The organism is Variovorax sp. P5_A3, from assembly GCF_056400665.1.
Genome location: NZ_JBFUKW010000030.1, coordinates 22,594 through 48,219 on the forward strand (window position 1 = coordinate 22,594; position 25,626 = coordinate 48,219).

General features: G+C 66.8%; 25 protein-coding genes and 1 tRNA gene. 10 read left to right on the forward strand and 16 right to left on the reverse strand.

What is annotated here, in order from left to right; translation table 11 throughout:
- The first annotated feature begins 2 nt into the window (after positions 1–2).
- Positions 3–1,712 (forward strand): single-stranded-DNA-specific exonuclease RecJ, encoded by a 1,710-nt coding sequence (gene recJ, locus AC1D3B_RS31025; protein ID WP_478194519.1) that lies wholly within the window; start codon positions 3–5, stop codon positions 1,710–1,712.
- Positions 1,713–1,715: 3 nt separating this feature from the next.
- Here the strand turns inward: recJ and AC1D3B_RS31030 are convergent, their stop codons facing one another.
- The 3 genes from AC1D3B_RS31030 to AC1D3B_RS31040 all read right to left on the reverse strand — a co-directional run bounded on the left by AC1D3B_RS31030 (position 1,716) and on the right by AC1D3B_RS31040 (position 7,009).
- Positions 1,716–2,387, reverse strand: coding sequence for a hypothetical protein (locus tag AC1D3B_RS31030; RefSeq protein WP_478194520.1), 672 nt, complete (start codon positions 2,385–2,387; stop codon positions 1,716–1,718).
- A gap of 69 nt (positions 2,388–2,456) precedes the next feature.
- Positions 2,457–3,470 carry a response regulator gene (locus tag AC1D3B_RS31035; RefSeq protein WP_478194521.1) on the reverse strand — a complete coding sequence of 338 codons (1,014 nt, stop codon included), beginning with the start codon at positions 3,468–3,470 and terminating at the stop codon, positions 2,457–2,459.
- Entirely contained in the window at positions 3,467–7,009 is a 3,543-nt protein-coding gene (locus AC1D3B_RS31040) for a hybrid sensor histidine kinase/response regulator (protein ID WP_478194522.1), read from the reverse strand. Before AC1D3B_RS31040 ends, AC1D3B_RS31035 begins: the two co-directional genes overlap by 4 nt.
- Before the next feature lie 76 nt (positions 7,010–7,085).
- Here AC1D3B_RS31040 and AC1D3B_RS31045 point away from each other — a divergent pair, with 76 nt between their 5' ends.
- From AC1D3B_RS31045 to ureG, 7 genes are all read left to right on the forward strand, one after another.
- Positions 7,086–7,388 (forward strand): urease subunit gamma, encoded by a 303-nt coding sequence (locus tag AC1D3B_RS31045; protein WP_478194523.1) that lies wholly within the window; start codon positions 7,086–7,088, stop codon positions 7,386–7,388.
- 122 nt (positions 7,389–7,510) lie between these two features.
- Positions 7,511–8,110 (forward strand): HupE/UreJ family protein, encoded by a 600-nt coding sequence (locus AC1D3B_RS31050; protein ID WP_478194524.1) that lies wholly within the window; start codon positions 7,511–7,513, stop codon positions 8,108–8,110.
- A 10-nt stretch (positions 8,111–8,120) separates the two neighbouring features.
- Positions 8,121–8,426: an urease subunit beta gene (locus tag AC1D3B_RS31055; RefSeq protein ID WP_478194525.1), complete on the forward strand. Its 306-nt coding sequence runs from the start codon at positions 8,121–8,123 to the stop codon at positions 8,424–8,426.
- A 2-nt stretch (positions 8,427–8,428) separates the two neighbouring features.
- The gene (gene ureC / locus AC1D3B_RS31060; protein WP_478194526.1) at positions 8,429–10,147 is read left to right on the forward strand and encodes an urease subunit alpha; all 1,719 of its coding nucleotides are present in this window, start codon (positions 8,429–8,431) and stop codon (positions 10,145–10,147) included.
- A 55-nt stretch (positions 10,148–10,202) separates the two neighbouring features.
- Complete coding sequence (ureE, locus tag AC1D3B_RS31065; RefSeq protein ID WP_478194527.1) at positions 10,203–10,793, forward strand: urease accessory protein UreE; 591 nt, start codon at positions 10,203–10,205, stop codon at positions 10,791–10,793.
- Entirely contained in the window at positions 10,793–11,482 is a 690-nt protein-coding gene (locus AC1D3B_RS31070; RefSeq protein ID WP_478194528.1) for an urease accessory protein UreF, read from the forward strand. The genes ureE and AC1D3B_RS31070 overlap by 1 nt, the downstream gene beginning before the upstream one ends.
- Positions 11,483–11,498: 16 nt before the next feature.
- Positions 11,499–12,149 carry an urease accessory protein UreG gene (gene ureG, locus AC1D3B_RS31075; RefSeq protein WP_478194529.1) on the forward strand — a complete coding sequence of 217 codons (651 nt, stop codon included), beginning with the start codon at positions 11,499–11,501 and terminating at the stop codon, positions 12,147–12,149.
- A 3-nt stretch (positions 12,150–12,152) separates the two neighbouring features.
- On the opposite strand, the gene AC1D3B_RS31080 is transcribed toward ureG, so the two are convergent.
- Positions 12,153–12,662, reverse strand: a complete 510-nt coding sequence (locus AC1D3B_RS31080; protein ID WP_478194530.1) for a hypothetical protein — start codon at positions 12,660–12,662, stop codon at positions 12,153–12,155.
- Positions 12,663–12,814: 152 nt separating this feature from the next.
- Between AC1D3B_RS31080 and AC1D3B_RS31085 the strand changes: the two genes are divergently transcribed.
- A complete protein-coding gene (locus AC1D3B_RS31085; RefSeq protein WP_478194531.1) occupies positions 12,815–13,072 on the forward strand; it encodes a hypothetical protein in 258 nt (85 codons plus the stop codon).
- 9 nt (positions 13,073–13,081) lie between these two features.
- On the opposite strand, the gene AC1D3B_RS31090 is transcribed toward AC1D3B_RS31085, so the two are convergent.
- Positions 13,082–15,325: a xanthine dehydrogenase family protein molybdopterin-binding subunit gene (locus tag AC1D3B_RS31090; RefSeq protein WP_478194532.1), complete on the reverse strand. Its 2,244-nt coding sequence runs from the start codon at positions 15,323–15,325 to the stop codon at positions 13,082–13,084.
- Between the two features lie 2 nt (positions 15,326–15,327).
- Positions 15,328–15,798, reverse strand: a complete 471-nt coding sequence (locus tag AC1D3B_RS31095; protein ID WP_478194533.1) for a (2Fe-2S)-binding protein — start codon at positions 15,796–15,798, stop codon at positions 15,328–15,330.
- A gap of 143 nt (positions 15,799–15,941) precedes the next feature.
- Here AC1D3B_RS31095 and AC1D3B_RS31100 point away from each other — a divergent pair, with 143 nt between their 5' ends.
- On the forward strand, positions 15,942–18,185 hold the full coding sequence (locus AC1D3B_RS31100; RefSeq protein ID WP_478194534.1) for a heavy metal translocating P-type ATPase: 2,244 nt from the start codon (positions 15,942–15,944) through the stop codon (positions 18,183–18,185).
- A gap of 75 nt (positions 18,186–18,260) precedes the next feature.
- Here AC1D3B_RS31100 and AC1D3B_RS31105 read toward each other — a convergent pair whose 3' ends face one another.
- The 10 genes from AC1D3B_RS31105 to AC1D3B_RS31150 all read right to left on the reverse strand — a co-directional run bounded on the left by AC1D3B_RS31105 (position 18,261) and on the right by AC1D3B_RS31150 (position 25,606).
- Positions 18,261–18,641 carry an HU family DNA-binding protein gene (locus tag AC1D3B_RS31105; RefSeq protein WP_478194535.1) on the reverse strand — a complete coding sequence of 127 codons (381 nt, stop codon included), beginning with the start codon at positions 18,639–18,641 and terminating at the stop codon, positions 18,261–18,263.
- Positions 18,642–18,808: 167 nt separating this feature from the next.
- The gene (locus AC1D3B_RS31110; protein WP_478194536.1) at positions 18,809–19,477 is read right to left on the reverse strand and encodes a YceH family protein; all 669 of its coding nucleotides are present in this window, start codon (positions 19,475–19,477) and stop codon (positions 18,809–18,811) included.
- A gap of 15 nt (positions 19,478–19,492) precedes the next feature.
- Positions 19,493–20,056: a YbhB/YbcL family Raf kinase inhibitor-like protein gene (locus AC1D3B_RS31115; RefSeq protein WP_478194537.1), complete on the reverse strand. Its 564-nt coding sequence runs from the start codon at positions 20,054–20,056 to the stop codon at positions 19,493–19,495.
- A gap of 162 nt (positions 20,057–20,218) precedes the next feature.
- Positions 20,219–20,306: transfer RNA gene (locus tag AC1D3B_RS31120), tRNA-Ser, on the reverse strand.
- A gap of 39 nt (positions 20,307–20,345) precedes the next feature.
- Positions 20,346–21,032, reverse strand: a complete 687-nt coding sequence (locus AC1D3B_RS31125) for a TetR/AcrR family transcriptional regulator (protein ID WP_478194538.1) — start codon at positions 21,030–21,032, stop codon at positions 20,346–20,348.
- A gap of 16 nt (positions 21,033–21,048) precedes the next feature.
- Positions 21,049–22,305: a radical SAM family heme chaperone HemW gene (gene hemW / locus AC1D3B_RS31130; protein WP_478194539.1), complete on the reverse strand. Its 1,257-nt coding sequence runs from the start codon at positions 22,303–22,305 to the stop codon at positions 21,049–21,051.
- Positions 22,302–22,901 carry an RdgB/HAM1 family non-canonical purine NTP pyrophosphatase gene (gene rdgB / locus AC1D3B_RS31135; protein WP_478194540.1) on the reverse strand — a complete coding sequence of 200 codons (600 nt, stop codon included), beginning with the start codon at positions 22,899–22,901 and terminating at the stop codon, positions 22,302–22,304. The genes hemW and rdgB overlap by 4 nt, the downstream gene beginning before the upstream one ends.
- Before the next feature lie 40 nt (positions 22,902–22,941).
- Positions 22,942–23,670 carry a ribonuclease PH gene (gene rph / locus AC1D3B_RS31140; protein ID WP_478194541.1) on the reverse strand — a complete coding sequence of 243 codons (729 nt, stop codon included), beginning with the start codon at positions 23,668–23,670 and terminating at the stop codon, positions 22,942–22,944.
- A 26-nt stretch (positions 23,671–23,696) separates the two neighbouring features.
- A complete protein-coding gene (locus tag AC1D3B_RS31145) occupies positions 23,697–24,602 on the reverse strand; it encodes a PP2C family protein-serine/threonine phosphatase (RefSeq protein ID WP_478194542.1) in 906 nt (301 codons plus the stop codon).
- Positions 24,599–25,606: a serine/threonine protein kinase gene (locus tag AC1D3B_RS31150; protein ID WP_028249365.1), complete on the reverse strand. Its 1,008-nt coding sequence runs from the start codon at positions 25,604–25,606 to the stop codon at positions 24,599–24,601. Before AC1D3B_RS31150 ends, AC1D3B_RS31145 begins: the two co-directional genes overlap by 4 nt.
- Positions 25,607–25,626 lie beyond the last annotated feature (20 nt).

The following is a 25,626-nucleotide window of genomic DNA, read 5'->3' on the forward strand; positions in this document are numbered from 1 at the left end:
CCATGAAGATCACGACCCGGGACATTCCCCCGCGCAGCGCCTGGGCGCTCGAACAGGCCGGCGTGCATCCGCTGCTGGCGCGGCTCTACGCCGCGCGCGGCGTACTCGCCAAGGAAGAGCTCGACGACGGCCTCGCGCGTCTCCTTCCGCCGAACACCCTGCGCGGGACGCACGAAGCGGCAATCCTGCTGGCCGATGCGATCCGCGACGACAAGCGCCTGTGCGTCGTCGCCGACTACGACTGCGACGGGGCGACGGCCTGTGCCGTTGCCGCGCGCGGACTGCGCCTGCTCGGCGCCAAGCACGTGAGCTACCTCGTGCCCGACCGCGTGACCGACGGCTACGGCCTCACGCCGCCGATCGCGGAGCGCGTGGCGGACAGCGGCGCGGACATGCTCATCACCGTGGACAACGGCATCGCGAGCGTCGAGGGTGTGGCTGCCGCCAAGGCGCGCCACCTGTCGGTGCTCGTGACCGACCACCACCTTCCCGGCCCTTCGCTGCCCGAAGCCGATGTGCTCGTGAATCCGAACCAGCCCAACTGCACCTTCGAAAGCAAGAGCATCGCTGGCGTCGGCGTGATGTTCTACGTGTTGCTCGCGCTGCGGTCCGAACTGCGCCTGCGTGGCGTATTCGATGTTGCCAATCAGCCCAAGCTGGATGCCCTGCTGCCGCTTGTCGCGCTCGGCACGGTCGCCGATGTGGTCCGCCTCGACGCCAACAACCGGCGCCTGGTCGCGCAGGGACTGCGGCGCATCCGCGCGGGTGCGATGCCTGCGGGCATTGCGGCGCTGTTCAAGGCGGCAGGCCGCAACGCAGCGGCCGCGACCACCTTCGACTTCGGCTTCGCGCTCGGCCCGCGCATCAACGCGGCCGGACGACTCGCCGACATGACGCTCGGCATCGAATGCCTGTTGACCGACGACGCCGGCCGCGCGGAAGAGCTCGCGCGCACACTCGACGGCATCAACCGCGAACGCCGCGACATCGAAGGTGGCATGCGGGACAAGGCGCTGGTGCTCGCGGAATCGCTCTTCGACGACACACAGGCGCCGCCCGCCGCGATCAGCGTGTTCGGCGCGGATTTCCACGAAGGCGTGGTCGGCATCGTCGCGTCGCGCATCAAGGAGCGCTTCCACCGGCCGACCTTCGTCTTTGCCGCCAGCGGTGCGGACGGCAAGTCGCACGAGCTCAAGGGCTCGGGCCGGTCGATTCCCGGCTTTCACCTTCGAGATGCGCTCGACCTCGTCGCCAAGCGGCACCCGGGCGTGCTGCTTCGCTTCGGCGGCCACGCGATGGCGGCAGGCTGCACCGTGGCGCGGGAGCACTTCCCAGCCTTCGAACAGGCGCTTTCCGAAGTGGCGCAGGAATGGCTCGATGCGGCCACCCTCACGCGACGGCTCGATACCGACGGCCCGCTCGCACCCGAGTACCTGCGCGTGGACCTGGTCGACACGCTGCACCGCGAGGTGTGGGGCCAGGGCTTTGCGCCGCCGACCTTCAGCGAAGAAGTTGAAGTGGTCTCGCAGCGGCTCGTCGGCGAGAAGCATCTGGCGCTGAAGCTCAAGCACCGGGGCAAGCCGGTGGACGGCATCTGGTTCGGCCACACCGAGCCGCTGCCGCCGAAGGTGGTGATCGCCTACCGGCTGGATGCCGATGAATGGCAGGGCGTGCGGCGCGTGCGCTTCCTGGTCGAGGGCGCGGAGATCTGAGGCTCAGGGGCGCTTGAACTCATGATTGAGCCCGATCACATACACCCGCGGACTGCCCTCCGCCGTGGTCCGGGCGGCGCTCACGTCGATGCTGATCAACGGCGTCAGGCTGTATCGCGCTCCGACGCGTGAAGTCCAGAAACCGAACGCCCGAAACCGCTCGAACATCAGGCTCACCTTGTCGTTCAACGCCCATTCGCCCTGAAGCCCGCCGCGCCCGGTGCGTTCGCCGGTCACCGTCGTCCAGTCGGCCCCGACGTTGGCATGGACCCACAGGCTGTCGAGCGCATGCCAGCTCACCGGCAGCACGAGTTGCCCGCCCGTCGAGCCGCCGTGCGTGACATCGAAGTTCAAGCCGGCGGAGATGGCCGACACCAGCTTCGCGTCGGACTCCTTGCCGAACCAGGTCCACTTGACCTGCGGGCCGAGCACGAAGCCATAGAGGCCCGGTACGGCGTAGCGATCGAAGTTGAAGCCGAGTTCGACGGGCCCGACCCGGCAGGCAGGCCCCAGGTGAAGGTCCGTGACGGGCTCGGTCCCGAAACGGCCATACCAGGCTTCGTACTGGCACTGGCCGGGGTCCAGCGTGAAGGCGTCATCGACGTCGAAATGCCCACCCGCCCGCGCTGTTGCCGCGGCCAGCCATAGCAGGATGAGGGGGAGGTGTCGGCGCATGGCGGCGGATTCTAGAAGCGACGCATGTCGGTTTCGCGGCGATCATGCGCCCGCCCCGCCGGGGCCGTCTCAGATTTCGAATTGGGGCTGCAGTTCGCGGATGCGCTTCATCGCAACGCCGGCCGCTGCGGTGCGTGTCTCGACGCCCAACTTGACGTACACACGCTCCAGGTGCTTCTTTGCCGTGGCGGGGCTGCTGCCCAGGATCTCGCCGATGTCCTTGTTGGTCTTGCCCTTGACGACCCAGTAGAGGACCTCGGCCTCGCGCGCCGTGAGCTTCAGGCTGAGGCTCATGGCTTCGATGACCGCCGTGTCGGACACCTCGCGCATGATGATCAGCCAGTCGTCGCCGTCGTCGTCGTGGCCGGTCTGCTGGTGCAGGCGCAGGTTGAGGCTGGTCGCGCCCTGCTCGATCGTCAGCACGGGCGGCTCGATCTGGCGCTCCTGCGCATCGGGCAAGTGGCGGTGCAGCCAGTCGAGCACGGCGGGCGGCGTCACCGGCGCGCTGGTGCCGCAATAGCGCAGCAACAGGTCGCGCGCCAGCACGGTCTGCCAGATCAGCTTGCCATCAGGCATGCGCACGGTGAAGCTCGCGTAGCCGAAGGCATCGAGCGCATTGCGTGCCTGGCCCGCCTGCTGCGCTTCCTGCCTCGCGCGGCGAGCGCCCTGCAGGTGCACATTCATGCGTGCCAGCACTTCCTTGGGCTTGATGGGCTTGGTGACGTAGTCCACGCCGCCGGCTTCGAGCGCGGCGACGAGGTGCTCGGTCTCGGTGAGACCGGTCATGAAGACGATCGGAATGTGCGCGGTCGCGGCGTCGGCCTTGAGGCGGCGCGCAACCTCGAAGCCGTCGATGCCGGGCATCATCGCGTCGAGCAGCACGATGTCGGGCCGCGCCTGCGCCGCGCGCTGCAACGCCTGTTCGCCGCTGGTCGCGACGAGCACGGTGTAGCCGGATTCGTCGAGCGCGTCGTGCAGCACGGCGAGGTTGTCGGGCACGTCGTCGACGATCAGGACCAGGTCGCTGTTGCCGGCGCTGCCGCGCAGGGTGCTGACGAGCGGCGTGGGGGCGGAGGTGCTCATGAGGTCCCCGCCGCCGCCGTCAAGGCGCGGCTCATGGCCTCGAACTGGAATTGCCTTGCCAGCGCACGCTGCACTGCGGTCCATGCGGCGCACTCGGGCTGTGCTGCGTCGATGTCATCGAGCTGGTTCATGATTCCTCGAAAGTAGCCGAGGCTCACCGCCTCTTCGAGCGCGCGCAGGCGCTCTGCGGAAGGCACCACCGCAATGGCCGCTTCGGACGCAGGCAACACCACGGCCTGGTCGTTCCAGCGCAGTTCCAACCGGCGCTCCAGCCAATCGAGCAGTTCGCTGTGGCGCACCGGCTTGACGAAGAAGTCCTCCGGCGTGATGCCGACATCGTTGTCCAGCCGCTTGTCGAAGGCATTGGCGGACACGATCGCGACCGCGGCCTCCGTCAGCCCGAGCGCGCGAGAGCGGCGGATGGTTTCCCAGCCGTCGATCCCCGGCATCGCGAGGTCGACGAACATCGCATGCGGTCGCCAGCCGGCCGCGATCAGGTCGAGTGCATCGTGGCCGCTCGCCGCGGTACGCAATTCGAAGCCCAACGGCGACAGCACATGCGCGAGCAGGTCGCGATCGGCCTCCTCGTTGTCGACCACCAGCAGCCGGCGGCGCGGACCTTCGTAGCCTCTGCGCACGCGCGCCACGGGTGCCGAGACACGGCGCACGCTCGCAGCGGGCACCTCGTGCACGTGCGGCAGGAAGAGGCGCAGGCGGAACACCGATCCCACGCCCGGCGTGCTCTGTACGGTCATCTCGCCGCCCATCAGGTCGATGAGCATCTTCGCGATCGTGAGTCCGAGGCCAGCGCCAGGCGCAGCGGGCCCTGCGATCGCGCCGCGCGCGAAAGGCTCGAAGATGCGACCCAGTTCCTCGGCCGACATGCCCGGGCCGGTGTCCTCGATCTCCACCGCCGCGAACTCGCGCGCATAGCGAAGGCGCAGCGTCACCTGCCCCGTGGCCGTGAACTTGATCGCGTTGCCCAGCAGGTTGATGAGGATCTGCCGCACCCGCTTCTCGTCGGCTCGCACCAGTTCCGGCAAGGTGCCGGCGGGCTCGAAGCGGAAGGCCAGGCCTTTCTCCTCGGCCTGCAGCTCGAACATGTCGGCGAGCTCGGTCATGAGCTCCGCGAACTGCATCGGCCTGGCATTGAGCGTGAGCTTGCCGGCCTCGATATGTGCAATGTCGAGCGTGCCTTCGATCAAAGACAGCAGGTGCTCGCCCCCGCGCTTGATGACCGCGACCGCCTGCCTGCGATGCGGCGGCACGGCGGCGTCCTCGCCCATCAATTGCGCGTAGCCGAGGATGCTGTTGAGCGGCGTGCGCAACTCGTGGCTGATGGCGCTGATGTAGCGGCTCTTGGCCTGGTTGGCCTGGTCCGCCTGCTCGCGCGCCTGGTCGGCAGTCTGCTTGGCGGCCTGCAGTGCGCGATCGGTCTCGCGGTGCAGTTCGATCTCGCGCACCAGCAGGTGCGTCTGGCGGTTCGATTCTTCCTGCGCCACCTTGCGGCTCTGTTGCGCAAGCACCAGCCACCAGGCGACGATGCCGGCGATCAGGAGCAGCGCCATGTAGGCCTTGAGGAATCCCGATCGCAGCGATGCGGGCTGCAGGTCGGCCAACGCACTTTCGGTCAGTGCGGTTTCGCCGAGCGCGCGCAGTTCCTGCTGGTACAGCACGCCGAAGACGGCGGCCAGCAGCGGCACGACGATCAGCATCAGCAGCAGGAAGTGGCCAAGGCCCGTGTCGAGGTACGGCCACACGCGGCGCGGCAGCAGCCAGCGCAGGGCGCCCGACCACTGCGCCGACAGGCTTGCCTCGGGCTTGCACAGGTCGCCGCAGCGCGCGTCGAGCGTGCAGCACAGCGAGCAGATCGCTCCCTGGTAGGCCGGGCAGTGCGCCATGTCCGGGCCCTCGTATTCGCGCTCGCAGATCACGCAGCGCTGCGTGCTGAGGCGCCGGTAGCTGCCCGCATCGGATTCGACACGCGCCCAGCGCACCGCCGAGCGGCGAGCGGCCGGGACGAAGGGTGCCGCCCCGCGCTCGTCGGAGACGCGCGCGATGTAGTACTTGCCGCGCGTGGCCCAGGCGATCATCGGCGCCGTGACGAAGGCCGTGCCCAGCGCGATCAGCGCCGAGAAGGCCTGCGCCAGCGGCCCGAACAACCCCAGGTGCGCGGTGATCGACAGGATGGACGCCAGCGCCATCGCGCCGACCCCGACCGGGTTGATATCCCACAGGTGCGCCCGCTTGAACTCGATGCCCGGCGGCGAAAGCCCCAGCGGCTTGTTGATGACCAGGTCGGCCACCACCGCCATCATCCAGGCGATGGCGATGTTGGCGTAGAGCCCGAGCACGTCGCCCAGGGCCTCGAACACGTTCATCTCCATCAGCATGAAGGCGATGAGCGCGTTGAACACCACCCACACGACGCGGCCGGGATGGCTGTGCGTCACGCGCGAGAAGAAATTGCTCCATGCGAGCGAGCCGGCGTAGGCATTCGTGACGTTGATCTTGAGTTGCGAGATCACGACGAACACCGCCGTCGCCACGACCGCCCAGCCGTAATTGGGAAAGACGTACTCGTACGCGGCCAGGTACATCTGGTTCGGATCGACCGCGCGCTCGGGCGGCACCATGTGGCTGATCGCCAGGTAGGCGAGCAATGCGCCGCCCAGCATCTTGAGCACGCCGAGCACGACCCATCCCGGCCCGCCCGCAAGCACGCCGGCCCACCAGCGTCCGCTGTTGGCCGCAGTGCGCGCCGGCATGAAGCGCAGGTAGTCGGCCTGCTCGCCCATCTGGGTGATCAGCGCGATGCCAACGGTCAAAGCGGCACCAAATAGGTGCAGATCAAATCCTATCGATGCCGACTTGACCCCGACATAGTGCGAGATACCCGAGAACGCACCAGGATCGCGCGCGAGCACATAGCCGAAGGGCACGACCAGCATGATCAGCCATATGGGCTGGGTCCAGAGCTGCAAATGGCTGATCGCCGAGACGCCGTGCGTGACCAGCGGAATCACCACCAGCGCACACACCAGGTAGCCCCAGACCGGCGGTATGCCGAGCGCCAGTTCCAGTGCATAGGCCATCACCGCCGCTTCGAGCGCGAAGAAGATGAAAGTGAAGGAAGCGTAGATCAGCGAAGTCAGCGTCGAGCCGATGTAGCCGAAGCCCGCGCCGCGCGTGAGCAGGTCCATGTCGACGCCGTAGCGCGCCGCATAGACGCTGATCGGCAGGCCGGCCAGGAAGATGATGAGCCCGGTCACCAGGATGGCCCAGAACGCATTGACGAACCCGTACTGCACCAACAAGGTGGCTCCGACCGCTTCCAGGATCAGGAACGAGGCGGCACCGCCGAAGGCCGTGCTCGCCACCCGCCACTCGGACATGCGGCGGAAGCGCTGCGGCGTGTAGCGCAGCGCGTAGTCTTCCAGCGTCTCGCTGGCGACCCAGCTGTTGTAGTCACGCCGGACCTTGACGATGCGCTGCGGCGCTTCGTCGCTCGGAGCGGGTGGGACGGCGGTGGAGTGCACATGCGACAGGTGCAGCTTTCATGCCACGAGACCGTGCCGGTCACCCGGCGGCACGACTGTTGCAAAGGGTCTGGCCATGGAATTGACACCGCGCGAAAAAGACAAGCTGCTGATCTTCACGGCGGCACTGCTGGCCGAACGGCGCCGCGCCCGTGGGCTCAAGCTCAACTATCCGGAAGCCATCGCGCTCATCTCGGCCGCCGTGATGGAAGGCGCGCGCGACGGCAAGAGCGTGGCTGCGCTCATGAGCGAAGGCCGCGCGGTGCTCACGCGCGACGATGTCATGGACGGCATCCCCGAGATGATCCCGGATATCCAGGTCGAAGCGACCTTCCCTGATGGCACCAAGCTGGTCACCGTGCACCAACCGATCTTATGACTCACCCCCAGGCTCGCGCACTTCGTGTCGCTCTCCACCCCCTTGCAGGGGGCAACACCGGCGGCCCGGCGGAGCCGGTTCCACGGTGTTCCTTGAACTGAATAACAACTGAGGATTTCTTCATGCGCCTCTATCGTTTTGCAACTGCACTCGCCTTGCTTGCCGCCATGCCGCTGATTGCCAGCGCGCACACCGGCGTCGACGGCGGACACCACCATGGCTTCGTCATGGGCTTCCTTCACCCGCTGACCGGCGCCGACCACCTGGCCGCGATGGTGGCCGTGGGCCTGTGGAGCGCGCTCACGGCGCGCCGCGCCTGGCCGGACATGCTGTGGGCGCCGCTGGGCTTTGCCGTGATGCTGCTGGTCGGCGCCGTCGCAGGCCTGGCTGGGGTGCAAATGCCGGCCGTCGAGCCCATGATTGCCGCGTCGCTGCTGGTGCTGGGGCTACTGGTCGCTACGCAACGTCGCCTGCCGGCGGTGGCTGCGGCAGCGCTGGTCGGCGCGTTCGCCGTCTTCCATGGCGTCGCGCACGGCCAGGACTTGGCGGGTGAATCCGCCGCCGCGATGACGCTCGCTGGCATGCTCGCCGCGACCGTCGCACTACACGGCGCAGGCATCGCGCTCGGCTGGTCGCTGCGCAACGGCCATCGCTGGCTGCCCCGCCTCGCCGGCGCTGCGGTGGCGATGTTCGGCGTCGCCCTGCTCGGCGGACTGGCCTGAGGCAGCGCCGATGATCCCCGGCGAACTCATCACCGACGAAGGTGACCACGTCCTCAACCCCGGACGCCGCACGCTGACCCTGGTGGTCCAGAACACCGCCGACCGGCCGATCCAGGTCGGCTCGCACTACCACTTCGCCGAAACCAACGGCGCCCTGGGCTTCGACCGCGAAGCGGCACGCGGCATGCGCCTGAACATCGCATCGGGCACCGCCGTGCGCTTCGAGCCCGGCCAGCAGCGCACCGTCGAGCTCGTGGACTTCGCCGGCGACCGCGTGGTCTACGGCTTCCGTGGCCTCGTTCAAGGAAAACTCTAGACATGGCAACGATCGGCCGCCGCGCCTATGCGGAAATCTTCGGCCCCACGGTGGGCGACCGCGTCCGCCTCGCCGACACCGACCTGGTGATCGAAGTCGAGGAGGACTACACGCTGCATGCCGGCGGCTACGGCGAGGAAGTCAAGTTCGGCGGCGGCAAGACCATCCGCGACGGCATGGCGCAAGGCCAGCGCACGCGGGCCGAAGGCACCGTCGACACGGTGATGACCAACGCGCTGATCCTCGATCACTGGGGCATCGTGAAGGCCGACATCGGCCTGAAGGACGGCCGCATCGTCGCCATCGGCAAGGCGGGCAACCCCGATGTGCAACCGGGCGTGGACATCGTCATCGGGCCGGGCACCGAGGTGATCAGCTGCGAAGGCAACATCGTCACGGCCGGTGGCATCGACGGCCATATCCACTTCATCTGCCCGCAGCAGATCGAGGAAGCACTGGCCTCGGGCGTGACCACCATGCTCGGCGGCGGCACCGGGCCGGCAACCGGAACCTTCGCGACCACCGCGACGCCGGGCCCGTGGCACATCGAGCGCATGCTGCAAGCAGCCGATGCGTTCCCGATGAACCTCGGCTTCCTTGGCAAGGGCAATGCGAGCCTGCCGGCCGCGCTGCACGAACAGATCGACGCGGGCGTCATCGGCCTCAAGCTCCACGAGGACTGGGGCACCACGCCCGCCGCCATCAGCAACTGCCTGGACGTGGCCGACGCGACCGACACGCAGGTCGCGATCCACAGCGACACGCTCAACGAATCGGGCTTCGTCGAGAACACCATCGCCGCCGTGAAGGGCCGCGCGATCTGCGCCTTCCACACCGAAGGCGCGGGCGGCGGGCACGCTCCGGACATCCTGCGGGTGGTGGGCGAGGCGAACTTCCTGCCCTCGTCGACCAACCCGACGATGCCCTACACCGTGAACACGCTCGACGAGCACGTCGACATGCTCATGGTCTGCCATCACCTCGACGCCGGGATTCCGGAAGACCTCGCCTTCGCGGAAAGCCGCATCCGCAAGGAAACCATCGCGGCCGAGGACATCCTGCACGACATGGGCGCCATCAGCATGTTCAGTTCCGACAGCCAGGCCATGGGCCGGGTCGGCGAGGTCATCATCCGCTGCTGGCAGACGGCGCACAAGATGAAGGCGCAGCGCGGGAAGCTGCCGGAAGACGACTCGCGCAACGACAACTTCCGCGCCAGGCGCTATATCGCCAAGTACACGATCAATCCGGCGATCTCGCACGGCATCTCGCACGAGGTGGGCAGCATCGAGGTCGGGAAGTGGGCCGACCTGGTGGTGTGGAAGCCGGCCTTCTTCGGCGTCAAGCCCTTCGCGATCCTGAAGGGCGGCACCATCGCCATGGCCGCGATGGGCGACCCCAACGCATCGATCCCGACGCCGCAGCCCGTGCACTACCGCCCGATGTTCGGCGCCTTCGGTGGATCGCTCGCGAAGAGCTCGCTGACCTTCGTCTCGCAGGCAGGGCTCGCAGCGGACATCGGACGGCGCTACGGGCTTGCGAAGAACCTGAGCGCGGTGAAGAACATCCGCGGCGTGCGCAAGCAGCACATGGTGCACAACGCGTTCACGCCGAAGATGGAGATCGATGCGCAGACGTATGCGGTGCGAGCCGATGGGCAGTTACTGACCTGCGATCCCGCTGTTTCGCTGCCGATGACACAGCGGTATTTCCTGTTCTAGTCCGGTGATTGGGTGCGGATCGACAATCCGCAATTACCGAACAACCTGCCTCTCCATGCTCACCGCCAACAAACTCATGCCCCAGGGCGGCGGCCTCGCGCCCGTCCTGCTCAAGCGCGCCGCCACCATCGAACTCGATTGGGATGTCCGCCAGAAGAGCCGCTTCGACGTCACCGATTCGCAAGGCCGCCAGATCGGCGTGTTCCTGCCGCGAGGCACGGCCGTGCGCGGCGGAGACGTGCTGGTCGCGGAGGACGGTTCGCTCATCAAGGTGATCGCCGCGCCCCAGCCGGTGCTGGTCATCACGCATTGCAGCGAACACGGCACGCCGTTCGACCTGATGCGCGCGGCCTATCACCTCGGAAACCGGCACGTGCCGATCGAGCTCAAGCCCGATCACCTGAAGATCGAACCCGACCACGTGCTGGCCGGCATGCTGCGATCGATGCACCTGATCGTGCGCGAAGCGGAGGAGGCCTTCGAGCCCGAAGGCGGCGCCTATGGCGCGCAGGCCGGCGGGCATGGGCATTCGCACGGCGCGGGGCCGGTCGGGCCGGTGCTGCACCCAGACGCCTATGCAGGGTCGCAAGCGCACGACGACCACGATCACCACGACCATGACCACTCGCACGGCCATTCGCATTGATGGATGACGCGCCGGCCGCCCTGCCCGCGGCGAGCTTTCTTCAACTGATCTGGCTCGCATCGCCCGCGCTGCCCGTGGGCGGCTTCTCCTACTCCGAAGGGCTGGAGGCGGGCATCGAATGGGCCGGGCTCGGCACCGAGCAGGCCGCATCCGACTGGCTGGTCGACCAGCTTCACCTCAGCCTCGCGCGCGCAGACCTCGCCGTGCTGGCGCAGGCGATCCTCGCCTGGCGCAACGGCGACCTGGCGCGTATTCACGCGCTAAACGCCTGGGTGTTCCAGACGCGCGAATCCGCCGAGTTCCTCCTGCAGACCGAGCAGATGGGCCGCTCTTTCATCGAGTGGCTCAAGCTGCATCACGACGATGCGGCGACCGTCTTCGAAGCGCTGCCCGCCAGCTACCCGGTCGCCTTTGCCTTTGCCGCGAGCCGCACCGAGGCGCCGGTGCGCGACGCCTGCCTGGCCTTCGCATTCGGCTGGGCCGAGAACATGGTCGGCGCGGCGGTCAAGGCGGTGCCATTGGGCCAGAGCGCCGGCCAGCGCATGCTCGGTCGCCTGGCCGCGGAAATCCCCACGGCGGTCGATCTTGCGATCACACTCCCCGATGACGACCGGCAGGCCTTTTCCCCCATGCTGGCCATCCTGTCGTCCCGGCACGAAACCCAGTACTCGCGTCTCTTCAGAAGCTAAGCACTTTCAAGCACGTATGTCCTCCGCCCTCCATCACATCGCCCACCGCACCAAGAAACTGCCGCCCCTGCGCGTCGGCATCGGCGGCCCTGTCGGGTCCGGCAAGACCACGCTGCTCGAGATGCTCTGCAAGACGATGCGCGACAAGTACGACCTCGTCGCGATCACGAACGACATCTACACCAAGGAAGACCAGCGCCTGCTGACGGTGGCGGGCGCGCTGCCGGCCGAACGCATCATGGGCGTGGAAACGGGCGGCTGTCCGCATACGGCGATCCGCGAGGACGCGTCGATCAACCTCGAGGCCATCGACCGCATGCTGGTGCAGTTCCCCGATGCGGACGTCGTGTTCGTCGAGTCCGGCGGCGACAACCTCGCGGCCACCTTCAGCCCCGAGCTCTCGGACCTCACGATCTACGTGATCGACGTCGCGGCCGGCGAGAAGATCCCCCGCAAGGGCGGCCCGGGCATCACCAAGAGCGACCTCTTCGTGATCAACAAGACCGACCTGGCGCCCTATGTGGGTGCCGACCTCGGTGTGATGGAGGCCGACACCCGGCGCATGCGCAAGCAGCGCCCCTTCGTGATGACCAACCTGAAGACGCGCACCGGATTGGCCGAGGTTGTCGCCTTCATCGAAGAGCGCGGCATGCTCACCACCACCTGAAGGTCAAAGCTCGCTGGCATCCCTGACCTGGCGCGCCTTGTAGACCAGCCGCACGCTCGCGTGACGCGGATCACTTGTGCGCTGCACGTAGACATCGGTATCGCCGTCCACCCAGGCGGCGTAGGCACTTCCAGGGTCGTTCGAAACCAGTTCGGGACCGAAGCGACTCCGCCCCCACGCGACGAGTTCAGCGAATGTCGCTGCGCCAAGGTCCGGCTGTGCCTCCGCGGCCGCAACCCATTCCACGCGCCGCAATTCCCCGCTCGCGAAAAAGAACACGGGCTCGAAAGTCAGGCCCGCCAGCGTCGTCGGCGCCGCATGCCAGTTCCCGGCAAGGCCACCCGCGAGGCGTTGTGGCCGATGCACGCGCTCGACGCCGGGCACGGCCGCCTGCAGTGCTTCGACCGACATGCCCAGCCGCACACCGGATGGCAAGGCCTGGCCGTGCGCTGCGGCCATGGCGATGAGGAAAAACGCGGCGCTGAACGCGCGGGTCAGTGTCGTGGAATACATCGGAATAGGCGTGGAAGGCGGACAGCGTCGATTTGTTACCGGGACCGTGAAATGGTCCACATCTTGCTCAGTGGCATACATCGTCGGACGGATGCTTTTGCTAACAAGTTAGCGAGACACTGTCCGGAACGAGGTGAAAGCTCTCAACCATCATGGCTTCAGAAGCAATCTTCCATCCAGCGACTGGCAGCGTGCAGTTTGCCATCTATCCCGACGGCTTCGATGGCGCCCGGATCATCGCCCGCATCGACGAGGAAGCGCTGCACGATCGCTTCCAGGCGCCCGAAGGTGGGGATTCCGAATTGGTGCAAGCCTATGCGCGGAACGCCGATTCGATCGATGCCTTGGCAACCATGCGCTATCGCGAGAATCCGAACGTCGCGATCTGCCTGCACAGCAACGATTTCTGAAGCGCCGGCTCAGGCCATCAGCGCCTTGAGCCTGGCGCCGGTGAAGGGCACGCTTCGCAAGCGCACACCGGTTGCATCGAACACCGCATTCGCCAGCGCCGCAGGCACCGGGCTGGACGCGGCCTCTCCTGCACCCAACGGCGGCTCATCGCGGCGGTCGATCAACGCGATCTCCAGGCGTGGCACAGCGGTGAAACGCAGCAGCGGATAGCTGGCCCAGTCGACGCTCGTGACGCGCGAGCGGTCGAAGGTGGTCTCCTCGTACAAGGTGCGCGAGAGCGTCTGCAAAATGCTGCCCTCGACTTGGGCGCGCACCGCATCGGGGTTGATCATCAGCCCGCAATCGTGGGCGCAGCAGACGCGGCGCACGGCGATCTCCCCGGTCGACCGGTCGACCTCGACCTCCATCGCCATGGCGACGAAGGTCTCGTTGTTCTTGTAGTGGATATAGGCCATGCCGCGCCCCACCGCGACCTTGCCTGTCGCGGCGGCCACCGGCGAGGGCCTGGCCTGCCAGCCGATCATCTGCCCCATGCGCCGCAGCACTTCGGCGCCTCGCGGGTTCGACACGTCGCGCAGGCGGAAGGCCAACGGGTCCACGCGTGCCTTCGCCGCCAGTTCATCGACGAAGCTTTCCACCGCGAAGCAGTTCGCGACCTTGCCCGGCGCGCGGATGTTGGAGGGCCGAAGCGGCGCCGGGCCCAGCCAGTGCGCCGTCACTTTCACGGCATTCGCGGCATAGGGCGGATCGCCGTTCTGCGACACCAGTCCGGTCGACTGGCCCACCGGCTGCCGCATGCCCGCGGCGAGCGGAGCCAGCAGCGGTATCCACTCCAGGTTGGCCGTGGCGCGCGGCACCCACATATCGGTTTCCCATGCGTCGATGCGGCCGTCGGACATTTGCGTGGCCTTGATCTCCAGCAATTGCGGCGGACCCTTGGGATCCCAGCCCAACTCGTCCTGCCGGCTCCACTGCACACGCACCGGCTTGCCGACGGCCCTGGACAGCAGCACCGCATCGGCGGCCGCGTCATCATGCCCGTTCATGCCATAGCAGCCCGCGCCGTCGAGATAGATCACGCGCAGCTTGTCGCGCGGTATATCGACCATCGCGGCGAAGGTGTTCAGGAAGCGATGGGTCGCCTGCGATGCGGTCCATACGGTGCCGCTGTCGGCGCGTACGTCCGCCACCGCGCATGACGGACCGATGGAGCCGTGCGACTGGATGGGCCAGGCATACGTGGCCCGCAGCAGGTCGGGCGCATCGCGCAGCGAGGCCGCGCGCTGCGCGTCCCCCTTGGACGCGATGACCTCCTCGGCGACGAAGGGGCCGCTGCGCGCCCAGTCGACGAGCGCCTCGTGGCCGATCAACTCCGCGCTCTCGCTCCACTGGACCTTGAGTTCGCGCGCCGCGCGAATCGCGGCCCATTCGTCGGGACTCACCACGCCGACGAAATCGACGATGCGCACCACGCGCACCCCCGGCAGGCGCGAGACCGACGACTCGTCGACCGACAGCACCCGCGCACCGACGGAGGGCGGCCGCAGCACGCGGCCGTGAAGCATGCCGGGCACCACGTGGTCATGCACATAGACGTGGCGTCCGGTCACCTTGGCGGGCACGTCGGGGCGCGGCAGAGGCCGCCCGACCAGCACGTAGTCCGCCGGGCGCTTCAGCGGCGCCTTGGGGTTCATCTTGACGTCGAAGGTACGCCCGCCCACCAGCGCCGCGACGGGGACGCTGCGGCCATCCGGCGCGCGTACCGCGCCATCGAGCAGCCTGAGTTGATCGGAGGGCACCTGCAGCCGCTGCCCTGCCATCGCGACCAGCGCCTCGCGCGCCGTCGCGGCGGCCTGCCTCAGCTCGACGCCGCCGCGCATCACCCCGGTGCTGCCGGCCGTGGGGCCCTGGTTGGGCGTCAGGGCCGTGTCACCTTCGATCAGGTCGATGCGTTCGACCGGCACGCCGAGTTCCTCACCCACCATCTGGCGCATGGCGATGCGGTGGCCGGTGCCCAGATCGACCTTGCCGGAATAGACGACCACCGATCCGTCGTTGCGGATGGCGAGGAAGGAATCGACCTGGTCGAGCGCCAGGGCGCGTTGGGCCGCCTGGGGGGCGCCGGCGGTTTGCGCCAGCGCCGACTTCGCCGGGAACAGGCCGAAGCCCACGACCAGCGCACCGGCTTCCAGCAAGGCACGCCGGGTGAGCTGGCCGGCCGGCGCCTGGTCGAGATGCAGCGTGAACGTCATGGTCAGGTCCTCGTGGAGCCGGCTGCGCGATCCACGGCGCGCAGCACACGATCGTGGGACCCGCATCGACAGAGGTTGCCGGCGAGCGCCTGCTGCGCCTCCTCGCGGCTTGGTTTGGGGATACGCTGGAGCAGTGCCACCGAACTCATCACCATGCCATTGGTGCAGTAGCCGCATTGCGCGGCCTGCTCGGCGATGAAGGCGGCCTGCACGGGGTGCGGTTTGTCGAGTGTGCCGAGCCCTTCGGCCGTGACGACTCGCCGACCATCCGCATCGCCCACGCGAATGGTGCACGAGCGCACCGGGGCGCCATCGAGCAACACGGTGCAGGCGCCGCATTGGCCGAGGCCGCAGCCGAACTTGGTCGCATGCAGGCCCAGGTCGTTGCGCAGCGCGTAGAGCAGGGGCATGTCGGGGTCCCAGGCATCGATGTTCCTCGACGCGCCATTGACGGTCACCGTGACGGTTGGCATTCGGACCTCCTTGCATCGAAGCCCATCCAAAGGCGGACGGGAAGATCGACGGCGACGCAGATTGCCACACGGGGTCGATTGCATCAAGCCTGCTCCCCGCCCGCCCTTGACCTTCTAGTCACTTCAGGGTTTTCAATACGTACATGGCAAGAAGCATCCCCGACACTCCGATCGTTGCATTGCACGGTTCCGACGCCGAAGCACACGCCCATGCCGCGTGCTGCGCACACGACCACGCCGTCGAACCCGTGTCGATCGGCCCGGTTGCCGCGAACACCTTTCGAATCCCGACCATGGATTGCAGCGCCGAGGAATCGGACATCCGGCGCGCGGTCGAGCCCATCGCGGGCATCCGCGGTCTGCACTTCCAACTCGGCCAGCGGACCCTGAGGATCGACGGCTCCGCCGAGGCCCTTCCGAAGGCACTGGATGCGATCCGCAAGGCCGGCTACGTGCCCGAGGCACTCGCGGCAGGGGTCGCCGCGAGCCACGGTGACGAGCACGGACACGACCAACGGCCCGCCAGCACCCATGTGCGACTCGGGGCCGCGCTGGGCCTGGCGCTGATGGCCGAAGGCGTTTCCTTCCTGGCGCCGGACACGTCGGCATGGAAGGCTGCGGGCATGGCGGTCGCCGCCGCCGCCATCGGGCTCGCCGGCCTCGAAACCTACACGAAGGGCCTGAAGGCCCTGCGGCACGCCCGGCTCAACATCAATGCCTTGATGTCGGTGGCCGTCACCGGCGCATTCCTGATCGGCCAGTGGCCCGAAGCGGCCATGGTGATGGCGCTCTATGCCATTGCCGAACTGATCGAGGCCCGCGCCGTGGACCGCGCGCGGAATGCGATCAAGGGCCTCGTCGATCTCGCACCAGCCGATGCGGAGGTGCGGCAAGCCGACGGGACGTGGGCGCGCGTGCGGGCCACGGAGATCGCCCTGGGCAACATCGCGCGCATCAAGCCCGGCGAACGGGTCGCGCTGGACGGGATCGTCACCAAGGGCCACAGCACCATCAACCAGGCCCCCGTGACCGGGGAGAGCATTCCGGTCGATAAGGGGCCGGGCGACACCGTGTTCGCAGGCACGATCAACGAAGCCGGCGAGATCGAGTTTCGGGTCACCGCAGGCGCCAACGACACGACCCTGGCACGCATCATCCATGCGGTCGAGGAAGCGCAAGGCACGCGCGCGCCAACCCAACGCTTCGTCGATCGATTTGCCGCGGTCTATACGCCTGCGGTGTTCGTGGTGGCCGTGGCCGTCGCCGTGCTGCCGCCACTCTTCCTGGGCTGGCCGTGGCTCGAAGCGCTCTACAAGGCGCTGGTGCTTCTCGTGATCGCGTGCCCTTGCGCGCTGGTCATCTCGACGCCGGTGACCGTCGTCAGCGGCCTTGCCTCGGCCGCGCGGCGAGGCATCCTGATCAAGGGTGGCACCTATCTCGAAGACGCACGGCTGCTCAAGGCCGTTGCGCTGGACAAGACCGGCACCATCACCGAAGGCAAGCCGAAGCTCGTGGCACTCGTGCCTTGGGGCGATGCCGACGAGGAGGAAGTCCGACGCCTCGCCGGGAGCCTTGCGGCGCGATCCGATCACCCGGTGTCGCAGGCGATCGCGGGCGGCCTGGAAATTACCGCGGTCGAGGTCGATGAATTCAAGGCGCTGACCGGTCGCGGGGTCGAGGGCGTCATCGGCAGCCAGCGCCTCGTACTCGGCAACCATCGGCTCATCAAGGAACGCGGACAGGCGGAGCCCAGCCTCGAGGCCGAACTCGTCGCGCACGAGTCCCAGGGCCGCACCGTGACCCTTCTCGCGAATGACAGCGGCGTGCTCGGCGTGTTCGCGGTGGCCGACACGCTCAAGTCCAGTTCGATCGAAGCCATTGCGGAACTCAAGCGCCTCGGCGTGACGCCCGTCATGCTGACCGGCGACAACGACGCCACTGCACAGGCTGTGGCACGCGAGGCCGGTATCGACGATGCGCGAGGCGGCCTGTTGCCACAAGACAAGCTCTCCGCGATTCAGGCCATGCGCCAACGCTATGGGGCCACGGCGATGACCGGCGACGGCATCAACGACGCTCCGGCCCTGGCCCAGGCCGACATCGGCTTCGCGATGGGCGCCGCGGGGACCGACACGGCCATGGAGGCTGCGGACGTCGTGATCATGAACGACAACCTCGGCCGCATCGCCGAGACGATCACGCTGTCGCGCCGGACGCATGCGGTGCTCTGGCAGAACATCAGCCTGGCGCTCGCCATCAAGGCCGTGTTCTTCGTGCTGGCGGTGGTTGGCACCGCCACCATGTGGATGGCCGTGTTCGCGGACATGGGCGCCAGCCTGCTGGTCGTCGGCAACGGGCTGCGGCTGCTGCGCCCAAGCGAGCGCTGATCGTCGGCGCGCCCAAAAGAAAACGGCCCCGAGGGGCCGTTGTTCATTCGACGCAGCCCTGGAGCTGCGACGAAATTACTTCTTGCCGGGCTTCTTCGCTGCCACGGCCTTCTTGGCCGGTGCAGCAGCCTTCTTGGCGACGGGCTTGGCCGCCGCCTTCTCGGCCTTGCGCTTGGCAGCCTTCGGGTCGATCGCGGCCTTGAACGCTGCGCCTGCCACGAACTTCGGCACCTTCTGTGCGGCGATCTTGATCTTGGCGCCAGCCTGGGGGTTGAAACCCGTGCGAGCAGCGCGCGCCACTTGCTTGAAGGTTCCGAAGCCGATCAGCTGGACGGGGTCGCCCTTCTTGACTGCGGCGATGATGGAGCCCGTCACGGTCTCGAGGATGCGAGCGGCTTCTGCCTTGCTGACGGTGTGAGTGGTGGCGATCTTTTCGACCAGTTCGATACGGTTCAAGTGAATTTCCTTAGGATAGTTTCGCCGTGTTGCCAACGGCGGCGCAGCGATCGATACAAGCTGCAAGCGGCGCGGAGTATATAGGGCAGCAAGAGGCAGACTCGCGCACGTACGTTGCATCCGCGCGAAATGCAGGCAATACACAACACTCGGAAGTGCGTTCGCGGCTATCGATCGCCCTCGATGCCCAACTCCGACGCCATTCGCTGGACCAGCGCCTTCAGGCTCGCGACCTCGGTCTCGAGCCTCGCCACGTTGGCCTTGAGCGCTGCGAGTTCACCCAAGGACACGTCGCCGACGGGCTGCAGAGTGGCCACGGATACATCCTCGGCCGGTGTGCCGCTCAGCAGGTGGGCCCAACGGCTTTCACGCGCGCCAGGCAAGCGCTGCAGTTTCACCACAAGCCCGCCGGCAGGCCGCTCCGCCATCTCGTCGAGAAAAGCCTCCACCGACGAAATGTCGGCGAAGTTGTGCATGCGGTCCGAGGCGATGCGAAGCTCGCCGGCCGTCTGCGGCCCCCGCAGCATCAGCACCGTCAGAAGGATGATCGACTGCGAGGGAATCCGGAGCACGCCGTCGATGTTGTGCGCGTACCGAAACACGCGGCCGCCGCTGCTCTCCGACACCAGGCTGTAGCCCTTGAGACTGTCGATGGTTGCCTGTGCATCGGCATCGGACATCTCCAGGATCGGATTGCGGCTCGTCTTCTGATTGCAGCCCGCGACGATCGCGTTGAGCGTCAGCGGGTAGCTGTCAGGGACCGTGCGCTGCTTTTCGGCGAGCACGCCGAGCACGCGGGTTTCTAGGAGGGAAAGCGTTGGAACCGGATTGGACATGGGTTGCGATTGGCCCTACTTCTTTCTTCCATAGGTTCCGGTCGTGGTGGCCTTGCCGATCGCGTTGGCATTGACCACGAAACCCACGAGCGAGGCCGTCGGGTTGGGCGGCAGTTCCAGCTTCTCGACCTTGAGGGCGTAGAGCGTGGCGTGGTAGCGATGCGGTTTGTCGCCGGCGGGCGGGCAAGGGCCGCCCCAGCCCGGGGCGCCATAGTCGGTGTTGATCTGACGTGCGCCTGCGGGAAGTTTGGCACCGTCGGTTGTGCCGGCGCCCTGCTCGAACGAGGTCGCCGTCGCGGGAATGTCGACGACCACCCAGTGCCAGAAGCCGGCGCCGCCTGTGGGCGCGTCGGGGTCGTGGACCATCAACGCGAAGCTCTTGGTTCCGGCGGGGGCATGGTCCCAACGGAAGGTTGGTGAGACGTTCTCTCCAGTACAGCCGAAGCCCTTGAAGACGAACTTGTTGTCGATCGGACGGCCATCGTGCAGGTCCGGGCTGGTCAGACGGAAGGTGTCCGCATGGGCGGTCAATGTCGCGAGGCCGAGGGCCAACGCAGCGGCGCAGTATGGGAAGTTCATCGATCGATCCCCTCTCACTGAAGGAGGGCCATTAAAACCCGAAGTCTTCCGCCAGGGAAGTCTTGCCTTCATCGGAAGGACACTGGCAACACGCTTGGACGGGCAATGTCATAGCCTCGGATCGAACGCAGTGAAGGGACCGGCGATCAGCTTGGCGTGCCGTGGCGGAGAGTGTGAGATTCGAACTCACGGACGGTTGCCCGTCGGCAGTTTTCAAGACTGCTGGTTTAAACCACTCACCCAACTCTCCTGGGCTGCCTTCGATGCGCTTGAAGACAGAGACGCGATTTTAGTCGCTGCTTTGCTCGGGTTTTCCGGCCGCGTCGGCCGGCGTCGGCGCCCACCCGCGCATCACCAGATCCAAAATGCCTTCCGCCCAGACACGCCGCTCTTCGGGCCCGGCCAGGGGCTTCGAAATGAAGAAGCGCACCCCGCCGAAAGCCAGGGTCGACAACTGCACCGCAGCCAGTTCGGGCGAAGGCACATGCAGCGTCCCCCTCTTGTGCCCTTCCGCCAGGTATTCGACGACGGGCGCGAGCACGTAGCTGTTTTCCGCATAGAGCGACTTGGCCAGTTCCGGAAAGCGCACGGCTTCGGCGATCACGAGGCGCAGCAGCGCCAGGGTCTTCGGCTCCGTGGCGCTCAGGTACATGCGCTCGATCAGGTCGAGCAGTACCTGCCGCTCGTCGGCGCTGGGCTGCACCAATGTGGCCTGCATCGTCTCGCGGGCGTTGCTCACGGCACGGTGAACGACCTCGCGGAACAGGGCCTCCTTGTTGTCGAACTGCCGATAGATGGTGATCTTGGCGACGCCCGCCTCGCGCGCGATGGCCTCGATGCTGGTAGCGGCATAGCCTTTGTCCAGGAAGGACTCCAGCGCCGCGGCAAGAAACGATTCGCGCAGCGCGACGGCCTGCTCCGGGCTGGGACGGCCGCGCGAACGGCGCTTGATCTCAGGAGATTCGAGGTTTTCCATGGCTTTTCGGGGTCGCTCAGGTGTCGGGCAGGAAGATAGCCTGAAGATCACTCAGGAAATCGTACCCCCGCGTGGTCGGCCAGACACGCGAGAGGTCCCGTTCGATCAATCCCTTGCGTTCGGCTTCTTCGAGGCCGCGCTGGATGGCGGTGATGGCCAGACCGGTGCGCTCGCCGAACTGCGCCAGCGTGAAGCCGGCCTTCAGCCGCAAGGCGTTGAGCATGAATTCGAATGGCAACGCAGCGATCGCGACGTCCTCGCTTTGCGAGACGGCGTTCGATGCGATGGCGTTGTCCATATACAGACGTGGCTCCCGAAAGCGAACCTGTCGGACGATGCGATGCGCAAAGCTCAGCTTGCTGTGGGCACCTGCGCCAATGCCGAGGTAGTCGCCAAACTCCCAATAGTTGAGATTGTGTGCGCACTGATGCCCAGTTTGCGCGTAGGCCGAAATCTCGTAGCGCCCTAGGCCCCGTCCTGCAGTTTGCTCCGTGATGCGGTCCAGCATGGCGTAGGCGGTGTCGTCCTCGGGCACCACGGGCGGGAACTTGGCGAAGTAGGTGTTGGGTTCGATCGTGAGGTGATAGACCGACAGATGCGGCGGCGCCAGCGCCAGGGCCTGGTCGAGGTCCGCATCCAACCCTTCCAGGGTCTGGCCGGGCAGCGCGTACATCAGGTCGAGGTTGAAGGTGTCGAAGGCAGCCGCGGCTTCTTCGACAGCGGCAATGGCCTGCGCGCGATCGTGTACGCGGCCCAGTGCCTTCAGATGCTCGTCGTTGAAGCTCTGGACACCGACCGAAAGGCGCGTGACACCGGCTGCCCGGTAGGCACGGAAGCGGTCGCGCTCGAAGGTGCCGGGATTGGCCTCGAGCGTGATCTCGCAATCGGGCGTGAGCTTGAGCCGTGCACGCAGGTCGCCGATCAGCCGGTCGATGGATGCCGGCGAGAACAGGCTCGGCGTACCGCCGCCGATGAAGATCGTGTGCACGGTACGGCCCCAGATCAACGGGAGCGCGGCATCCAGGTCAGCGATCAGGGCGTCGAGATAGCGCTGTTCGGGCAATGCGTCGCCGCCGCTTCGCCACTCGTGCGAATTGAAGTCGCAGTAGGGACACTTGCGCAGGCACCATGGGAGATGGACGTACAGCGACAGCGGTGGCAGCGACGAGAGCTGCAGCGGGCCGGGCCGCATCATGTGAAGCGCGTCGTTCGCGCTGCCCGCGCAGGTGGCAGGCTCCTCGGCGTCTTTCGAGATCGGGATGACGACGCTCACGACCACCGCTCGCGCATCAGGGCCAGCATCGCGCGCGCCGCCTGTCCGCGATGGCTGTTGGCGTTCTTCATATCGGCGGGCAGTTGCGCAAAGGTCTTGCCGAACTGCGGCAGGAACATCACGGGGTCGAAGCCGAAGCCGTTGTCCCCCACGGGTTCGCGCGCGATCTCGCCAGCCACGCGGCCGACTGCGATGAGCGGTTCCGGGTCGTCCGCACTGCGCAGCGCCACCAGCGTGCTGACCAGGGCCGCGCGCCGATCGGTCTGCGAGGCCAATTGCTCCAGCAGCGCACGCACGTTGTTGGCGTCGCCCTTCTCGTAGCCGAATTGCGTGGCGTAGAACGCGGTGTCGACGCCGGGAAGGCCTCCGAAGGCCTCGACGCAGAGACCGGCATCGTCGGCGATGGCCGGCAGGCCCGTGACGGCCGAGGCGTGACGCGCCTTGGCGAGCGCGTTCTCGACGAAGGTGCGATGCGGCTCCTCGGCTTCGCCGACGCCGAGTTCCGACTGTCGCACGAGCGTGACGTCGAGCGGCGCGAGCAGCGCCTGCAGCTCCGCGAGCTTGCCTGCATTGTTGGAGGCCAGGACCAGTTTCATCGTCGGCGTGCGCGGATGCGCACCTCTATCTTCTGTTGTGTCAGCTCGAAAGCGCCTGCGTCTGCAGCGCAGTCAGTTCGGTGATGCCTTTTTCGGCCAGCGCGAGCAGCGCATTCATCTCTTCGCGCGAGAATGCCGCGCCTTCGGCCGTGCCCTGCACTTCGACGAAGTGCCCGGCGCCGGTCATCACCACGTTCATGTCGGTGTCGCAGGCCGAGTCTTCGATGTATTCGAGGTCGAGCAGAGGCGTACCCTGAACGATGCCCACCGAGATGGCCGCGACGTGGCCGCGAATGGGCGACGCGGGGATTTTTCCGTCAGCGAGCAGCTTGTTGACCGCATCCTGCGCGGCAACGAAGGCGCCGGTGATGGCCGCCGTGCGCGTGCCGCCGTCGGCTTGAAGCACGTCGCAGTCGAGATGGATGGTGCGCTCGCCCAGCGCGGCCAGGTCGAACACGGCGCGCATCGAGCGGCCGATCAGGCGCTGGATCTCCTGTGTGCGACCGCTCTGCTTGCCACGGGCCGCTTCACGGTCGCTGCGGGTGTGCGTTGCGCGCGGGAGCATGCCGTATTCGGCCGTGACCCAGCCTTCGCCGCTGCCGCGCTTGTGCGGTGGCACCTTTTCCTCGACGGACGCCGTGCACAGCACGCGCGTCTGGCCAAACTCGATCAGCACCGAGCCCTCGGCATGGATGGTGAAACCGCGCGTGATGCGCACCGGGCGCAACTGGTCTGCGGCGCGGCCGCCGCTTCGTACGAAAGCTGTCATGGTGAAGAACGAAAGATGAAGAAAAACTAGCCCTTGCGGGCAGCGGACCGCTTGATGGCCTCGTTGATCTCGGCGATCGAACGCTCGATGGCGTCTTCGTCGAGGTCGTCGAGTTCGCTGTCCGAAGGCATGCCGGCCTGGATGGTCGAGGCGAACACGCCGTCGCTGATGCTGTCGGTGGACACGCCCCGCTTCTGCCCCGGGGCATCGGGCGTTTCCCATTCGAGCGCGATCAGCGTCACGTTGTCGCTGTGGGTGCCGCCGTTGCGCAACGCCATTTCGGCGAGGTCGGGCGCGGCGTCGGAAACGGGTTTGCCGGACGAGAGGATGTGCACGATGACGCTGTCTTCCAGCACGCCCCAGACGCCGTCCGAGCACAGCATGATGCGGTCGCCGCGCTGCAACTGCACCGGCGGCGACACGTCGAACAGCGGCGGCGTGGGCGAACCCAGGCAAGTGAGCAGGAGGTTGCGGTTGACGGGTTCCGGGCCGGCGTTCGCTCGCGGCCGCTCGGCGTGCGAATGGTCACGTGTGCGGACGAGCAGTTCGCCGTCGCGCACGACGTACAGCCGGGAGTCACCGCAGTGGATCCACGTCGCGGTCGTGCCCTGGATGACCGCGGCCACCACCGTCGTGCGTGGCGTGTCGAGCATCCCCTTGTTGCCCGCATATCGCATGATCTGCTGGTGCGCAGCCATGACGGAGGCTGTCAGGAAGGCCTTGACGTCCTTCACGATGGGCCGCGCCTCGCGCTGGTAGAGGGCTGCGATGGTCTGCAGTGCCAACTGCGCCGCCACCTCGCCTTCCGGATGCCCACCCATGCCGTCCGCGAGCACGAACAACCCCGATTCGCGCGTGTAGCAATAGCCCATGCGGTCTTCGTTCTTGAGACGACCGCCTTTGCGGCTAACCTGGAATACCGAAAATTTCATGCCGGACGTGTGGTCGGCGCCGCCGCTTTCGGCAGCCCCTTCTTCTCAAATGAGCGCATGTTGTCGATCGAAAGTCTTACTTTTTCGCCGACAGTGAGCTTGGTGTAGCGACGCTCGCCCTCCCGGCTCAGCTCTTTCTGGAGCGCGAACACGGATTGCGGACGGGACAGCGGGTCGAGCGACATGCACCACTCGACCACCTCGATCAGGTTGTCCGAGTAGATGCCGCGCAAGCGCGAGAGCGACAGGCCGAGGCGGTCCTTCTCGATGCGCTGCGGCGCGTCGTTCGGGGGATAACCCTGCATGCACGCGTAGATGCAGGCGCCGATGGCGTAGATGTCGGTCCACGGACCCATCGACGAATCGCGGCGGTACATCTCGGGTGCCGCGAAGCCAGGCGTGTACATCGGGCGGATGAAATTTCCTTCCTTGGAAAGCACCTCGCGCGCGGCGCCGAAGTCGATCATCACTGCGCGGTCGTCGTCGGTCACGAAGATGTTGGCCGGCTTGATGTCCAGGTGGAGCATCTTGTGCTGGTGCACGATGCGCAATCCGCGCAGGATCTCGTCGAACAACGATCGGATCGTGGACTCGCGGAATACTTTCTGCTTCTTCAGGTCGCGCGCGGTGACGATGAAATCCTGCAGGGTCGCACCCTCCAGGTAGTTCATGACCATGTAGACGGTTTCGTTCTCGCGGAAGAAATTCAGGACGCTCACCACGGAAGCGTGCGAGATCTGCGCGAGGGAACGCCCTTCCTCGAAAAAGCTCTTGAGTCCCAGCCGATAGAGCGAGAGCTTTTCGGGCGGAACCTGCGGTGCGAGTTCGCCGGTGCCGCGCGTCGCCAGCGACGAGGGCAGGTATTCCTTGATGGCCACCTGCTGACCGCTGTGGTCGACGGCGAGGTAGACGACACCGAAACCACCAGCGGAAAGCCGCCGCACGACGCGATAGCCGCCAATGACCGTATCAGGCAGCAGGGGCGAAGGTTTGACCTTTGACATAATCCGGGAGTTTCGCCCGA

Excerpts from the sequence above, each read along its gene's own strand:
- AC1D3B_RS31055 (WP_478194525.1), top strand. The coding sequence starts at position 8,121 with ATGATCCCCGGCGAACTCATCACCGACGAAGGTGACCACGTCCTCAAC.
- ureE (WP_478194527.1), top strand. The coding sequence starts at position 10,203 with ATGCTCACCGCCAACAAACTCATGCCCCAGGGCGGCGGCCTCGCGCCC.
- AC1D3B_RS31070 (WP_478194528.1), top strand. The coding sequence starts at position 10,793 with ATGGATGACGCGCCGGCCGCCCTGCCCGCGGCGAGCTTTCTTCAACTG.
- ureG (WP_478194529.1), top strand. The coding sequence starts at position 11,499 with ATGTCCTCCGCCCTCCATCACATCGCCCACCGCACCAAGAAACTGCCG.
- rdgB (WP_478194540.1), bottom strand. The coding sequence starts at position 22,901 with ATGAAACTGGTCCTGGCCTCCAACAATGCAGGCAAGCTCGCGGAGCTG.
- ureC (WP_478194526.1), top strand. The coding sequence starts at position 8,429 with ATGGCAACGATCGGCCGCCGCGCCTATGCGGAAATCTTCGGCCCCACG.
- AC1D3B_RS31090 (WP_478194532.1), bottom strand. The coding sequence starts at position 15,325 with ATGACGTTCACGCTGCATCTCGACCAGGCGCCGGCCGGCCAGCTCACC.
- AC1D3B_RS31115 (WP_478194537.1), bottom strand. The coding sequence starts at position 20,056 with ATGAACTTCCCATACTGCGCCGCTGCGTTGGCCCTCGGCCTCGCGACA.
- AC1D3B_RS31045 (WP_478194523.1), top strand. The coding sequence starts at position 7,086 with ATGGAATTGACACCGCGCGAAAAAGACAAGCTGCTGATCTTCACGGCG.
- rph (WP_478194541.1), bottom strand. The coding sequence starts at position 23,670 with ATGACAGCTTTCGTACGAAGCGGCGGCCGCGCCGCAGACCAGTTGCGC.
- AC1D3B_RS31030 (WP_478194520.1), bottom strand. The coding sequence starts at position 2,387 with ATGCGCCGACACCTCCCCCTCATCCTGCTATGGCTGGCCGCGGCAACA.
- AC1D3B_RS31095 (WP_478194533.1), bottom strand. The coding sequence starts at position 15,798 with ATGCCAACCGTCACGGTGACCGTCAATGGCGCGTCGAGGAACATCGAT.
- AC1D3B_RS31110 (WP_478194536.1), bottom strand. The coding sequence starts at position 19,477 with ATGTCCAATCCGGTTCCAACGCTTTCCCTCCTAGAAACCCGCGTGCTC.
- AC1D3B_RS31145 (WP_478194542.1), bottom strand. The coding sequence starts at position 24,602 with ATGAAATTTTCGGTATTCCAGGTTAGCCGCAAAGGCGGTCGTCTCAAG.
- recJ (WP_478194519.1), top strand. The coding sequence starts at position 3 with ATGAAGATCACGACCCGGGACATTCCCCCGCGCAGCGCCTGGGCGCTC.
- AC1D3B_RS31050 (WP_478194524.1), top strand. The coding sequence starts at position 7,511 with ATGCGCCTCTATCGTTTTGCAACTGCACTCGCCTTGCTTGCCGCCATG.
- AC1D3B_RS31100 (WP_478194534.1), top strand. The coding sequence starts at position 15,942 with ATGGCAAGAAGCATCCCCGACACTCCGATCGTTGCATTGCACGGTTCC.
- AC1D3B_RS31080 (WP_478194530.1), bottom strand. The coding sequence starts at position 12,662 with ATGTATTCCACGACACTGACCCGCGCGTTCAGCGCCGCGTTTTTCCTC.
- AC1D3B_RS31035 (WP_478194521.1), bottom strand. The coding sequence starts at position 3,470 with ATGAGCACCTCCGCCCCCACGCCGCTCGTCAGCACCCTGCGCGGCAGC.
- AC1D3B_RS31085 (WP_478194531.1), top strand. The coding sequence starts at position 12,815 with ATGGCTTCAGAAGCAATCTTCCATCCAGCGACTGGCAGCGTGCAGTTT.
- AC1D3B_RS31125 (WP_478194538.1), bottom strand. The coding sequence starts at position 21,032 with ATGGAAAACCTCGAATCTCCTGAGATCAAGCGCCGTTCGCGCGGCCGT.
- AC1D3B_RS31150 (WP_028249365.1), bottom strand. The coding sequence starts at position 25,606 with ATGTCAAAGGTCAAACCTTCGCCCCTGCTGCCTGATACGGTCATTGGC.